General features: G+C 74.4%; 11 protein-coding genes. 4 read left to right on the top strand and 7 right to left on the bottom strand.

What is annotated here, in order from left to right; all coding sequences use genetic code 11:
- Positions 1-135: 135 nt before the first annotated feature.
- The gene (locus FB586_RS17715; protein ID WP_136520646.1) at positions 136-1,221 is read left to right on the top strand and encodes a type IV pilus twitching motility protein PilT; all 1,086 of its coding nucleotides are present in this window, start codon (positions 136-138) and stop codon (positions 1,219-1,221) included.
- Positions 1,222-1,248: 27 nt separating this feature from the next.
- Here FB586_RS17715 and FB586_RS17710 read toward each other — a convergent pair whose 3' ends face one another.
- Positions 1,249-1,845, bottom strand: coding sequence for a GDSL-type esterase/lipase family protein (locus FB586_RS17710; RefSeq protein WP_136520645.1), 597 nt, complete (start codon positions 1,843-1,845; stop codon positions 1,249-1,251).
- Between the two features lie 112 nt (positions 1,846-1,957).
- Positions 1,958-2,128 (bottom strand): hypothetical protein, encoded by a 171-nt coding sequence (locus tag FB586_RS19515; RefSeq protein ID WP_168800597.1) that lies wholly within the window; start codon positions 2,126-2,128, stop codon positions 1,958-1,960.
- A 93-nt stretch (positions 2,129-2,221) separates the two neighbouring features.
- Between FB586_RS19515 and FB586_RS17705 the strand changes: the two genes are divergently transcribed.
- On the top strand, positions 2,222-3,205 hold the full coding sequence (locus FB586_RS17705; RefSeq protein WP_136520644.1) for a GlxA family transcriptional regulator: 984 nt from the start codon (positions 2,222-2,224) through the stop codon (positions 3,203-3,205).
- A 57-nt stretch (positions 3,206-3,262) separates the two neighbouring features.
- Here the strand turns inward: FB586_RS17705 and FB586_RS17700 are convergent, their stop codons facing one another.
- The 5 genes from FB586_RS17700 to FB586_RS17680 all read right to left on the bottom strand — a co-directional run bounded on the left by FB586_RS17700 (position 3,263) and on the right by FB586_RS17680 (position 10,998).
- Complete coding sequence (locus FB586_RS17700) at positions 3,263-7,111, bottom strand: multifunctional oxoglutarate decarboxylase/oxoglutarate dehydrogenase thiamine pyrophosphate-binding subunit/dihydrolipoyllysine-residue succinyltransferase subunit (protein WP_136520643.1); 3,849 nt, start codon at positions 7,109-7,111, stop codon at positions 3,263-3,265.
- Positions 7,112-7,346: 235 nt separating this feature from the next.
- Complete coding sequence (locus FB586_RS17695) at positions 7,347-8,159, bottom strand: ABC transporter permease subunit (protein ID WP_136520642.1); 813 nt, start codon at positions 8,157-8,159, stop codon at positions 7,347-7,349.
- Positions 8,159-9,121, bottom strand: coding sequence for an ATP-binding cassette domain-containing protein (locus FB586_RS17690; RefSeq protein WP_136520641.1), 963 nt, complete (start codon positions 9,119-9,121; stop codon positions 8,159-8,161). Before FB586_RS17690 ends, FB586_RS17695 begins: the two co-directional genes overlap by 1 nt.
- 9 nt (positions 9,122-9,130) lie before the next feature.
- On the bottom strand, positions 9,131-10,240 hold the full coding sequence (locus FB586_RS17685) for a HAMP domain-containing sensor histidine kinase (RefSeq protein ID WP_136520640.1): 1,110 nt from the start codon (positions 10,238-10,240) through the stop codon (positions 9,131-9,133).
- Complete coding sequence (locus FB586_RS17680) at positions 10,237-10,998, bottom strand: response regulator transcription factor (RefSeq protein WP_136520639.1); 762 nt, start codon at positions 10,996-10,998, stop codon at positions 10,237-10,239. The genes FB586_RS17685 and FB586_RS17680 overlap by 4 nt, the downstream gene beginning before the upstream one ends.
- 307 nt (positions 10,999-11,305) lie before the next feature.
- On the opposite strand from FB586_RS17680, the gene FB586_RS17675 reads away from it, so the two are divergent.
- Together FB586_RS17675 and FB586_RS17670 are read left to right on the top strand one after the other, a co-directional pair.
- Positions 11,306-12,622 (top strand): hemolysin family protein, encoded by a 1,317-nt coding sequence (locus FB586_RS17675; protein WP_187697893.1) that lies wholly within the window; start codon positions 11,306-11,308, stop codon positions 12,620-12,622.
- On the top strand, positions 12,622-13,665 hold the full coding sequence (locus tag FB586_RS17670; protein ID WP_136520637.1) for a hemolysin family protein: 1,044 nt from the start codon (positions 12,622-12,624) through the stop codon (positions 13,663-13,665). The genes FB586_RS17675 and FB586_RS17670 overlap by 1 nt, the downstream gene beginning before the upstream one ends.
- Positions 13,666-13,667: the final 2 nt, after the last annotated feature.

The following is a 13,667-nucleotide window of genomic DNA, read 5'->3' as shown; positions in this document are numbered from 1 at the left end:
GCGTCGTGCGGGCGCGCGCACACGTGCGCGCACCAGGGGTCGCCCCATCGTCCCACACCGGCGGCGGCACGCGTGCGCGCCACCCGTGCGGGTGCCGGGCTCAAGTGCCGACGTGGTCGGCCCGATGACACCTGCGTGGCAGAGACCCAGTCGGTGATCCCGTTCCTGCACGCGCTGGTCAGCACGAACGGCTCGGACCTGCACTGCAAGGTCGGCTCGGCGCCGCGTGTGCGCGTCGACGGCCGCCTGCGCAAGCTCCAGGCACCCGACCTGCGGCCCGCTGACACCGAGCGCATGCTCGACGACGTCCTGCCCGACGAGCTCGTCGAGAGCTTCCGCGCCACCAAGGAGGCGGACTTCGCGTACTCGCTGCCGGGCGTCGGGCGCTTCCGCGTCAACGCCTACCAGGCGCGGGGCACGTACGGGCTGGTGTTCCGCCGCGTGTCTGTGGGGGCGCAGTCGCTGGGGGAGCTGGGCCTGCCCGAGGTGGTCGGCGAGCTGGCGCTCGAGCCCCGGGGGCTGGTGCTGGTGACCGGGCCCACGGGCTCGGGCAAGACGACGACCCTCGCGTCGATGGTCGACCTCGTGAACACGCTGCGCGAGGTCAACATCGTCACGATCGAGGACCCCATCGAGATCCTGCACGCCGACAAGCGCGCGATCGTCTCGCAGCGCGAGGTCCGGCAGGACACCGACAACTTCACCGTGGCGCTGCGCGCCGCGATGCGCCAGGACCCGGACGTGATCCTCGTCGGCGAGATGCGCGACGTGGAGACCGTCCGCGCCGCGTTGTCCGCCGCCGAGACCGGTCACCTCGTGCTGTCGACGCTGCACACCATCGACGCGGCCGAGACGGTCAACCGCATCGTCGACTTCTTCCCGCCGCACGAGCAGAAGCAGGTGCGCATCGCGCTGGCCCAGGCGCTGCGGGGGATCGTGTCGCAGCGCCTCCTGCGCCGCGCCGACGGCACCGGCCGCGTCGTCGCCGTCGAGGTCATGGTCAACACGGGCCGCACGGCGGAGGCGATCGTCGAGCCGCAGGACAACCCGGCGATCCTGGAGCTGATCAAGGAGGGCGACTTCTACAAGATGCAGACCTTCGACCAGCACCTGTTCTCGCTCGTCCGCGACGCCGTCGTGACCTACGAGGACGCTCTCGCGGTGGCGTCGAACCCGCACGACCTCACCCTCGAGCTGCGTGCGGCCGGCCTGGTCGGGTGACCGTGCCCCGGGGAGCGCCCGGGGCCGTCAGGCGTCGTGCGGCAGGCCCAGCCAGTCGTGCCAGCGGGTGTGCAGGACGAGCCACGCCATGAGGCCGTAGCCGGCCTGCCCGGGCAGGTGCCCGGGGGACGTCGCCATGTCGGCGAGCCACTGGTCGTGCGCCGCGAGCGGCGTGTACATGTCCACGTACGGCACGCGGCGGCGGGCGGCGACGTCGCCGAGCGCCGCCGACAGCTCGGCGATCTTGTCCCCGTCCTCGGGGGCGCCCGGGGGCGGGCCCACGACGAACGCGGGGATGCGCCGCTGCTCGGCGACGTCGAGGACGTTGGCGAGGTTGAGGCGGCTGCGGGCGAGCGAGAGGCCGGCCGTGACGTCGGCACGCCCGATGCCGACGACGAGCCGGTTGTCGGCGGCGGGGGAGAGCCGGCGCGACACCTCGGGGTCCCAGCGCACGCCGAGCTCCGTGCTGTTCTCGCCCGGGACGGCGAGCGTGAGGACCGTCAGCGGCTCCGCCGTGGATGTGCGCGCGGCCACGCGGCCGACCCACCCGAGCCCTCGGGGGTCCCCCGCGCCCGCGACCAGCTCGTCGCCGATGACCGCGAGCCGGAGCGGCACCTCACCCACGTCCCGTCCTCCTGCCACTGTCCCGTGCGCCGGCGGTCGCCGGTGCACGGGACAGTGTCGCAGCAGGGCGCGCCCTGTGCCCGCTCCTGCCCGGCAGGCGTGTTGGCGCGCGTCAGTGCCGGGAGCCGACGGGCACGGAGGGCAGGCCGTCGCGGTCCTGCCACGCGTCGTGCGAGGCCGGCGGGCGGCGGTCGCCGAGGCCGTCGCGGGCGACGAGCCGCCAGAGCCACGTGAGCCACGCGGCGAGGGCGAGGAGCGAGATCACGAGCCAGACGATGTCCATGGCAGATAGCCTGCGACCGCAGCGATGGCGCCACGAGTGGCCGGAAGGACGATGAGCGTCGACATCCTGCCAAGGCTGTGCGAGGCTCGACGTGTGCTGCACTCCGTCGCCGTCCTCGCGCTGCCCAACGCCGCCCCCTTCGAGCTGGGCACGGCCTGCGAGGTGTTCGGGATCGACCGCTCGGACACCGGTGGCCCCTCGTTCGACTTCCGCGTGTGCGGGCCGACCCCCGGCGTGCCGGTGCGCACCAAGGGCGGCTTCTCGCTCGTCGTCGAGCACGGGCTCGAGGCGACGCGCGACGTCGACCTCGTCGTCGTGCCCGCGTACGGGGCCGAGCCCGCGCCGCTGGGGGAGGACGTGCTGCAGGCGCTGCGAGACGCCCACGAGCGTGGTGCGTGGCTGCTCAGCATCTGCAGCGGCGCGTTCGCGCTCGGGGAGGCCGGCCTGCTCGACGGCCGGCGCTGCACGACGCACTGGATGCACGCCGCCGAGCTCGCCGCGCGCTTCCCGACCGCGACGGTCGACCCGGCGGTCCTGTTCGTCGAGGACGGACGGGTCATCACCGGAGCGGGCACGGCCGCCGGCATCGACGCCTGCCTGCACCTCGTGCGCCGCGAGCTGGGCGGCGCCGCGGCGACCGCGATCGCCCGCCGGATGGTCGTCCCGCCCCAGCGCGACGGCGGCCAGGCGCAGTACGTCGACACCCCGCTGCCCGAGGCCGACACGCTCGCGCCGCTGCTCACGTGGATGTCCGAGCACCTCGACGAGGACCTGTCCGTGCCGGCGCTGGCCGCGCGTGCCCTGATGTCGCCCCGCACGTTCGCCCGGCGGTTCCGTGCGGAGACGGGCACCACGCCCGCCGCCTGGGTCGCACGGCAGCGCGTCGTGCGCGCGCAGGAGCTGCTCGAGCGCACCGACGTCCCCGTCGACGAGGTGGCGCGCCTGTGCGGCCTCGGCTCGTCCGCGCAGCTGCGCCACCACTTCGCCCGCACGCTCGGCACGAGCCCGCAGGCGTACCGGCGGCGCTTCGCGTGCGTCGACGAGCCGGCGGACGCGGCCGCGGCGGTCGGCGCCTGAGACGACGACGCCCCGGCGCCCGCGAGGAGCGGGGCCGGGGCGTCGGGGTGCGTCGCGTCAGCGGCGGAAGGCCGCGTCGACCAGCTCCTTCTGCTCCGCCTGGTGCTTCTTCGCCGAGCCCGCGGCCGGCGACGCCGACTCGGGGCGCGACACCACGCGCAGCGGACGCTCGACGACCTGCGGCAGGTGCGAGGACATGTACGTCCACGGCCCCTGGTTCTGCGGCTCGTCCTGCACCCACACGAGCTCGGCACCGTCGAACGGCGCCAGCGCCTCGCGGATCGCGTCCGGCTCCAGCGGGTACAGCTGCTCGAACCGCACGATCGCGGTCTGCTGGTCGCCCGACGTCGCGCGGTGCGCGAGCAGGTCCCAGTAGACCTTGCCCGAGCACAGCAGGACGCGGGTCACCTGGTCGGCCTTCGCCGCGGCCAGCTCGTCGCCGATCACGGTGCGGAACGTCCCCGAGGTGAAGTCCTCGACCTTCGACGTCGCGGCCTTCAGGCGCAGCATCGACTTCGGCGTGAACACCACGAGGGGCCGGCGCGGGCGCTTGTACGCCTGGCGACGCAGCAGGTGGAAGTGCGACGCGGGCGTCGACGGCTGCGCGATCGTCATGTTCTCCTCGGCCGCCATCTGCAGGAAGCGCTCGATGCGCGCCGACGAGTGGTCCGGCCCCTGCCCCTCGTAGCCGTGGGGGAGCAGCAGGACGACCGACGAGCGCTGGCCCCACTTCTGCTCCGCCGACGAGATGAACTCGTCGATGACGGTCTGCGCGCCGTTGACGAAGTCTCCGAACTGCGCCTCCCACAGCACGAGCGCGTCCGGACGCTCGACGGAGTAGCCGTACTCGAAGCCGAGCGCCGCGTACTCCGACAGCGACGAGTCGTACACCCAGAACTTCGCCTGGTCGCCCGACAGGTACAGCAGCGGCGTCCACTCCGCGCCCGTCTCGCGGTCGTGCAGCACCGCGTGCCGCTGCACGAACGTGCCGCGGCGCGAGTCCTGCCCGGCGAGCCGCACGGGCGTGCCCTCGACCAGCAGCGAGCCGAACGCGAGGATCTCGCCGAAGCCCCAGTCGATCCCGCCCTCGCGGCTCATCTGCTCGCGCTTGGCGAGCATCTGCGCGAGCTTCGGGTGGACCGTGAAGCCCTCGGGCGCCCGCACGTGCGCCTGCCCGATGCGCTCGAGGACCGACGACGGCACCGCCGTCTGCCAGCCGACCATGACGCCGGCATCCTCCTGCTGCGACTCCGGCCGCTCGAGGCCCGCGACCGTCTCGACGTCGCCCTGGGGCGCCGTCCAGCCGTCCTCGCGCGTCTCGGTGAACACGCGCTCGAGCTGCGACTGGTAGTCGCGCAGCGCCTGCTCCGCCTCCTCGAGCGTGATGTCGCCGCGGGCGACGAGCGTCTCGGTGTAGAGCTTGCGCACCGACCGCTTGGCCTCGATGAGGTTGTACATGAGCGGCTGCGTCATCGACGGGTCGTCGCCCTCGTTGTGGCCCCGGCGGCGGTAGCAGACCATGTCGATGACGACGTCGCGCGCGAACTGCTCGCGGTACTCGAACGCGAGCTCGGCCACGCGCACGCACGCCTCCGGGTCGTCCCCGTTGACGTGGAAGACCGGCACCTGCAGGCCCTTGACCACGTCGGTGGCGTACTGGGACGAGCGCGACGACGACGGGCCGGTGGTGAACCCGACCTGGTTGTTCACGATCACGTGGATCGTGCCGCCGGTGCGGTAGCCGCGCAGCTGCGCGAGGTTCAGCGTCTCGAACACGACGCCCTGCCCCGCGAACGCCGCGTCGCCGTGGATGAGGATCGGCAGGACGGAGAAGCCGTCGCCACCGAGGTCGATGCGGTCCTGCTTGGCCCGCACGATGCCCTCGAGCACCGGGTCGACCGCCTCGAGGTGCGAGGGGTTCGCCGCCAGGTACACCGAGGTCGTGGCGCCCGACTCCGCGGTGAACGTGCCCTCGGTGCCCAGGTGGTACTTCACGTCGCCCGAGCCCTGGACCGACTTCGGGTCCTGGTTGCCCTCGAACTCGCTGAAGATCTGGCCGTAGGACTTGCCCGCGATGTTCGCGAGCACGTTGAGCCGCCCGCGGTGCGCCATGCCGATGCCGACCTCGTCGAGGCCGCCGTTCGCCGCCTTCGACAGGATCGCGTCGAGCAGCGGGATGAGCGACTCGCCGCCCTCGAGCGAGAAGCGCTTCTGGCCGACGTACTTGGTCTGCAGGAACGTCTCGAACGCCTCGGCGGCGTTGAGGCGGCGCAGCACGCGCAGCTGGTCCTCGCGCGGGGTGCGGGCGTAGCCGGACTCCAGGCGCTCCTGCAGCCAGCGGCGCTGCCGCGGGTCCTGCAGGTGCATGTACTCGACACCGATGGTGCGGCAGTACGAGTCCCGCAGCAGGCCGAGGACGTCGCGCAGCGTGGCGCGCGTCTTCCCCGTGAACCCACCGGTCGGGAACGTGCGGTCCAGGTCCCACAGCGTCAGGCCGTGGTTCTGCACGTCGAGGTCCGGGTGCTTGCGCTGGCGGTAGGCGAGCGGGTCGGTGTCCGCCATGAGGTGGCCGCGCGAGCGGTACGCGTGGATGAGCTCCGCGATGCGCGCCGGCTTCAGGGCCTCCGCGTCCGGGTCGTGGTCCGCGTCGCGCACCCAGCGGACGGGCTCGTACGGCACGCGCAGCGCCGCGAAGACGCGGTCGTAGAACCCGTCCTCGCCGAGCAGCTTGCGGCCGAGGATCCGCAGGAAGTCGCCGGACTGGGCGCCCTGGATGATGCGGTGGTCGTACGTCGAGGTGATCGTCAGCACCTTCGACACGCCCATGCGGTTGAGCTGCTCGGCGGACGTCCCGGCGAACTCCGCCGGGTAGTCCATGGCGCCGACGCCGACGATCGTGCCCTGCCCCTGCATCAGGCGCGGCACCGAGTGCACCGTGCCGATCGTGCCCGGGTTCGTCAGGGAGATCGTCGTGCCGGCGAAGTCCTCGACCGTGAGCTTGCCGTTGCGCGCGCGCCGCACGACGTCCTCGTAGGCCGTCCAGAACTGCGCGAAGTCGAGCGTCTCCGCCTTCTTGATCGAGGGCACGAGCAGCTGGCGCGAGCCGTCCGGCTTGGCGAGGTCGATCGCGAGGCCGAGGTTGACGTGCGCGGGCTGCAGGACGCCCGGCTTGCCGTCCACGAGGGTGTACGCCGCGTTCATCGCGGGCATCTCGCCGAGCGCCTCGACGAGCGCGAACCCGATGAGGTGCGTGAACGACACCTTGCCGCCGCGGCCGCGGGACAGGTGGTTGTTGATGACGATGCGGTTGTCGACCATCAGCTTGGCCGGCACCGCCCGCACCGAGGTGGCCGTGGGCACCTCGAGGGACTGCTCCATGTTCGTCACGACGCGCGCCGCGGGGCCGCGCAGCTTCTGCACGTCGTCGACCGGCTCGACCTCGTCGTCGGTGCGCCGGGTCGCGGCCACCTCGGCGTAGGGGGCGGTCGCGGGCTGCGCCGTGGCGACGGGGGAGGGGGTGGCGACGACGTCGCGGGGCGCCGCGCCGGGAGTGCGGTCGACCTGCCGCGCCTGCGGCTCCGGGGCGGGGCCCGTCGCCTGCTTCGGGGTGGCGGGCGCCGACGGCGTCGCCGTCGGCGCGGCGGGAGCCGCCGGGCTCGCCGTGCCGTTGCCGGACGGCGTCGTCGGGGCCGTCGCGGGGGCTGCCGCGGCGCCGTCGCCCGCCGGGGCCGGTCGGCCGTCGCCCGCCGGCGACGGGGTCCCCGGCTGGTAGCCCTCGAAGAAGTCCCACCACGCGGGGTCCACCGCGTTCCGGTCCTTCTTGTACTGCTCGTACAGCTCGTCCACGAGCCACTCGTTCGCGCCGAAGTCGGCACGGGTGGGGTCGGACTGCGCCTTCTGGGTCACGCTGGGATCGCCCACTTCCGGTGCGCGGTACCGGGACCGCGCCGTCGCCAGTTCTGTTGACGACAACACTACGTGCTCGACGGGCCGCCGACCGAGCCCGCACGGCGCGTCGACGGCGATCTCCGCGACCTCTTCACCCGACCGCCGAGGGCCGGTCAACGGCCGGGAAAGCGTGGGTCCCTTGGGACCAAAGTCCCGGTCGGAGGCGTGCCAGGCACGGCGTCGGCGGGCCCTCTCAGCCGACGTCGCGGCGCAGCGTCGTGACCCGGCCGAGCGCGGCCAGGACGAGCGCGTAGCCCACGAGGACGAGGAGGCCCTGCCACGCCGGGAGGAGCGGCACCCCGGCCGCGTCGGAGTAGAAGCTGCCCCCCGAGATCGCCTCGCCCGCGGCGCCCGGCAGGTACCGGGAGACGTCCTGCCCCCAGCTGGTGAGCCCGAGCACGAGACGCAGCACGGGCTCGAGGAACTGCGTGAACGCCAGGATCACGACGACCGCGGCGACCTGGTTCGTCAGCACGGTGCCCAGGCCGACGCCGACCACCGCCCACACGGCGAGGGCGAGCGCCGACCGCGCGAGCACGCCCCAGGTGCTCGCCTCGTCCAGACCCGTCGGCTCGCCGAGCAGCGCCAGCACCAGCGCGCCGGCACCGGCGGCCGCGACGGTCCCGACCACCCCGAACAGGACGCCCATGACGCCGCCCGCGGCGAGCTTGGCGGCGAGCACGACGTCCCGGCGCGGCTCGAGCAGCAGCGTCGGCGTGATCGTCCGGTGGCGGTACTCCGTGGTCACCGCGAGCGTGCCGACGACGAGCGGGAACGCGTACCCGAACGTCACCGCGATCGTGTAGACGCTGCGCACCGCGTCGACGCCGGTCCCCGCCCCGCCCGGTCCGCCCGGCCCGCCGGCCGGCGCCCCCGCGCCCTGCGTGACCGCCCACGCCATCACGGCCGACAGGAACGCCATGTACAGGACCATGACGAGCAGCAGCACCCACCACAGCCGCGTGGTGACGACCTTGCGGTACTCCGTCCGCAGCGCCGCGCCCATCAGGCGGCACCGCCCGCGACGTCGGCCGGCCGGTCGACGAGGTCGAGGAAGAGCTGCTCGAGCCCGGCGCCGACGCCCGCGAGCTCGTGCAGCTCGACGCCCGCCGCGAACGCGGCCGCGCCGACCACGGCGGGCGGCACGTCGTGCACCTCGACCGTGAGCGCTCCGTCCGCCGCCCGGGCGGGAGGTCCCGCGGTCGTCCACCCGGAGCGCGCGACGAGGTCGGCCAGGCGGGCGCCGTCCGGCGACGACGCCCGCACCCGCGGCCGGGCCAGGCGCGCGAGGTCGTCGAGCGAGGAGGCGTGCACGAGCCGGCCGCGGGCGATCACCACGACGTCGTCGACCGTCTGCTGCACCTCGGACAGCACGTGCGACGACACGAGCACGGTGCGGCCCTCGGCGGCGAGCGCACGCAGGAAGCCGCGCAGCCACGCGATGCCCTCCGGGTCGAGCCCGTTCGAGGGCTCGTCGAGCAGCAGCACGGGAGGGTCGCCCAGCAGCGTCGTGGCCAGCGCGAGCCGCTGCCGCATGCCCAGCGAGTAGCCGCCGACGCGGCGCCCGCCGGCGGGGCCGAGGCCGACGAGGTCCAGGACCTCCCGCGCCCGCGCGTCGCCCACGCCGGCCTGCGGTGCGTACACGCGCAGGTGGTCCAGCCCGGTCCGGCCCGGGTGGAAGCTGCTCGCCTCCAGCGCGGCGCCGACGACGGTCGCGGGGCGGCGCAGCCGCCCGTAGGGCACGTCGCCGATCGTGGCGGTGCCGGACGTGGGACGGACGAGCCCGAGCAGCATCCGCAGCGTCGTCGTCTTGCCCGCCCCGTTCGGGCCGAGGAAGCCGGTCACGCGGCCGGGCAGCACGTCGATCGTCAGGTCGTCGACCGCCCGCACCGGGCCGAACTGCTTGGTCAGGTGCCGCAGACGCACCGTGCGGGCGTCGGCGGTCGCGGCGACGGCGGCGCGGGTCATGCGTCGAGGCTAGCGGCGGGCGCCCGTGCGGGGCACGGGTCGGCCGTCCCCGGGCAGCGTCACGCGCATCGTGCACCCGGTGGGCGTGTCCGCGACCTCGACGTGGCCGCCGTGCAGCTCGACGGCCCAGCGCACGATCGACAGGCCCAGGCCGGTGCCGCCCGTCGAGCCCTGACCGGTGCGCGCCGGCGTGTTGCCGCGCACGAACCGCTCGAAGACGTGCGCCCGCTGCTCGCGCGCGATGCCGGGGCCGTGGTCCACGACGTCGATGCGCACGTCGCGCCCGACCCGCCTCGCCTCGATGCGGATCTCGTCCTCGAGGGGGGAGTGGCGTGCGGCGTTGTGGAGCAGGTTCGCGACGACCTGGTGCAGCCGCTCCGGGTCGGCCGCCACCGTGAGCTCGGGCGGGTCGACGTCCACCACGAACGTCAGCCGCTTCTGCGCGCCCACGAGGCTCGCCTCGTCGGCCGCCTGGGTGAGCAGCCGCTCGAGGGCGACCTCCTCGACCCGCAGGGGCACCGCGCCCGCCTCGACGCGGGACAGGTCCAGGAGGGACGACACCAGCCGCGAGAGCCGCTCGGTCTGCGCGAGCGCGGTCTGCAGGGTCGCCGGGTCGGGCTCGCTCACGCCGTCGACCATGTTCTCGAGCTGGGCCTGCAGCGCGGTGACGGGCGTGCGGAGCTCGTGGGAGACGTTCGCGACGAGCTCGCGGCGGAAGGTGTCGAGCTGCTGCAGGTCGTCCGCCATCGTGTTGAACGCGTCCGCGAGCTGGCCGACCTCGTCGCGGCTCGTGGAGCGCACGCGGCGGCTGTAGTCGCCGGCGGCCATGGCGCGCGCGGCCGCGGTCATCTCGCGCAGGGGCGACGTCATGCCGCGGGCCAGCAGCTGCGTCAGGGCCAGCGACAGGACGATCGCGATGGGGAGCGTCCGGCTGGGGCCGAGCGTCTGCTGGTAGCCCACCCAGATGATGAGGGCCGCCATCGACACGGTCGCCGCGACGAGCACGCCCAGCTTGATCTTGATGCTGCGCAGCCGGTCCAGCGGGCGCACGTCGGGCAGCTGCCACCCGCGCGCGCCCCCGCGCGCGTGGCGTGCCTCGGGTCCGGTGGGCCCGCTCACGGGTCCTGCGGCTCGCCGGGCACGCCCTCGCCGGGCGCGGGGACGGGCTCGAAGGCGTAGCCGACGCCGTGCACGGTGCGGATCAGGTCCGCACCGAGCTTGCGCCGCAGCGCCTTGACGTGGGAGTCGACCGTGCGCGTGCCGCTCGCGTCGACCCAGTCCCACACGTCGGCCAGCAGCTTCTCGCGCGTGAGCACGGTGCGGGGGGTCTGCGCGAGGGTGAGCAGCAGGTCGAACTCGGTGGGCGTCAGGTGCACCTCGCGGTCGCCGCGCAGCACGCGCCGCTGCGCACGGTCGATCGTCACGTCCCCGGCGACGAGCGGCGGGTCGGGCAGCTGCGCGGCGGCGAGCTCGGCCGCGCGGGCGGCGCGCTCGGTGCGGCGCAGCAGGACCTTGGTGCGGGCCACCAGCTCGCGCATGGAGAACGGCTTGGTCATGTAGTCGTCGGCGCCGACCCCGAGGCCGACGAGCATGTCCGTCTCGTCGTCGCGGGCGGTGAGCATGAGCACCGGCACGGGACGCTCCGCCTGGATCCGGCGGCACACCTCGAGGCCGTCGATGCCGGGCAGCATCACGTCGAGGACGACGACGTCCGGCTGCAGACGCGTCGCGGCGGACACGCCCGCGTACCCGTCCCCGACCGACTCGACGCGCCAGCCCTCCGCCGAGAGGCGGTGCACGATGGCCTGCGCGATTGCCGGCTCGTCCTCCACGACGAGGACCGTCGTGGCGCTCGGCTGCTGCCCGCTGTTCACCATGGGGTCAGGGTGGCACACGCACCCGGGGGCTTCCCGGGGGACGCGACGCGCACGGCGTCCGTAGGATGGTCGCCACCATGAGCAGCTCAAGTCGCTGCCGGCATCGCGTCACCCCCCTCCTCGCACGCACCGCACCGGGTCGTCCCCGGGCGCCGCGGGCGACCCGGTCCGCCGGGCCGGGGGCGGGACGCGACACCGCCGGCCACCCCCCGCCCCGCCGCGCGCGCGCCTGCGCGGCCCCCGGCACCGCGACGCGGTGCCCCGCCCCGGCCCCGTGCCGCGGGCCCGCGCCCCTGCGGGGGTGCCCGTGCTGACCGACTGGCTGCTCGTCGGGCTGGGCGTCCTGCTCACGCTCGGCACCGCCGTCTTCGTCGCCGCCGAGTTCTCGCTCGTCACGCTCGACCCGGGCCTCGTCGAGCAGCAGGAGGGGCAGGACGACGCGCGCGGCCGCGCCGTGGTCCGCGCGCTGCGCCGGCTGTCGACCCAGCTCTCCGGGGCGCAGGTCGGCATCACCCTGACGACCGTGCTGCTCGGCTACACGACGCAGCCCGCCGTCGTGCGGCTGCTCGGCGTGCCGCTGGAGTCCACCGGGCTGTCGCGCGCCGTCGCGGGCGCCGTGGCGGGCGCCCTCGCCCTCGTGCTCGTCAACGGCTTCTCCATGCTGTTCGGCGAGCTCGTGCCGAAGAACTTCGCGATCGCCAGCCCCCTGGGCACCGCGCGACTCGTCGCGCCGCTGCAGGTCGGCTTCACCACCGGGCTGCGCGCGGTGATCGCGATGACGAACGGGACCGCGAACGCGCTGCTGCGCCGCGTCGGCGTCGAGCCGCGCGAGGAGCTGTCGGGCGCGCGCTCGCCCGCCGAGCTCGCCTCGCTCGTGCGCCGCTCGGCCGAGCAGGGCACGCTCGACGCGTCCACCGCCACGCTGCTGACCAACTCGATCGACTTCTCCCGCCTGACCGCGGTCGACGTCATGACGGACCGCACCCGCATGGTCGTGGTGCGCCGCGACGACACCGCCGCGGGCGTCATGGCGCTGGCCCGGCAGACGGGCCACTCGCGCTTCCCGGTCATCGGCGACTCGACCGACGACGTCGTCGGGCTCGTGCACCTGCGCAAGGCGATGGCCGTGCCGCACGAGCGCCGTGCCGAGGTCCCCGCGCCGGCGCTCATGGTCGAGGCGCCCCGGGTGCCCGAGACCGTGGGCCTCGGGCCGCTGCTCGTCGAGCTGCGCGCGCAGGGGCTGCAGATGGCCGTCGTCGTCGACGAGTACGGCGGCACCTCGGGCGTCGTCACGCTCGAGGACGTCGTGGAGGAGCTCGTGGGCGAGGTCGCCGACGAGCACGACCGCACGCGCAGCACGCTCGCGCGGCGCGCGGACGGCGCCTGGGTCCTGCCGGGCGTCCTGCGCCCCGACGAGCTGCACGAGGCGACGGGCCTGCGCGTGCCCGACGAGGGCCCCTACGAGACGCTCGGCGGGCTCCTGATGGCGCGGCTGGGCCGCATCCCGGTGGAGGGCGACGAGGTCGTGGAGGGTTCGGTGCGCCTGCACGTCGAGCGGATGGACGGGCGCCGGGTCGAGCGCGTGCGCGTCGAGGCCGTCGCGACCGAGGAGGCGGGGGCCTGATGGACAGCACCCTGGCGCTCCTGCTCGCGGTCGTGCTCCTCGCGGCCAACGCGTTCTTCGTCGGTGCCGAGTTCGCGCTCATGTCCGCGCGGCGCTCCGCGGTCGAGCCGCTCGCCGAGGCGGGGGACAAGCGGGCCGTCACCGTGCTGTGGGCGATGGAGCACGTCTCGCTCATGCTCGCCGCCGCGCAGCTGGGCATCACCGTCTGCTCGACCAGCCTCGGCCTCGTCGCCGAGCCCGCGATCGCGCACCTCATCGAGGACCCGCTGCACGCGCTCGGCGTCCCTGACGCGCTCACGCACCCGATCGCGTTCGTCATCGCGCTGCTCGTCGTGGTGTACCTGCACGTCGTGCTCGGCGAGATGGTGCCGAAGAACCTGGCCGTCGCCGGCCCGGACCGCGCGGTGCTGCTGTTCGGCCCCGCGCTGGTGTGGGTCGCGCGCGTGCTGCGCCCCGTCATCTCCGCGCTGAACTGGCTCGCGAATCACGTGCTGCGCGCGTTCCGCGTGGAGCCGCAGGACGAGGTCGCGTCGGCGTTCACGGCGGAGGAGGTGCAGCACATCGTCGAGCGCTCGCAGGCGGAGGGTCTGCTGGCCGACGAGCAGGGCCTGCTCGCGGGGGCGATCGAGTTCTCCGACCGCACGGCCGCCGAGGTGATGGTCCCCGTGGACGAGCTCGTGACGGTGACGGAGGGCAGCACGCCCGACGAGATCGAGCACCTGGTGGCCCGCACGGGGTTCAGCCGCTTCCCGGTCGCGGACGCCGCCGGGACGCCCACGGGGTACCTGCACATCAAGGACGTGCTGTACGCCGACGACGTCTCGCGGACCCTGCCCGTCCCGACCTGGCGCGTGCGCACGCTCGCCGTCGTCGCGCCGGACGACGAGGTGGAGACCGCGCTCGCGGCGATGCAGCGGTCGGGGTCGCACCTGGCCCGCGTCGACGCGGACGGCCGCGCCGTCGGCGTCGTGTTCCTCGAGGACATCCTCGAGGAGCTGGTCGGCGAGGTCCGGGACGCGATGCAGCGGGGGCAGCTGCACTGACG

Origin of the sequence: Cellulomonas telluris, assembly GCF_004886325.1 — a bacterium.
Classification (GTDB): domain Bacteria; phylum Actinomycetota; class Actinomycetes; order Actinomycetales; family Cellulomonadaceae; genus Cellulomonas; species Cellulomonas telluris.
This window is presented reverse-complemented; position numbering and strand designations above follow the sequence as displayed.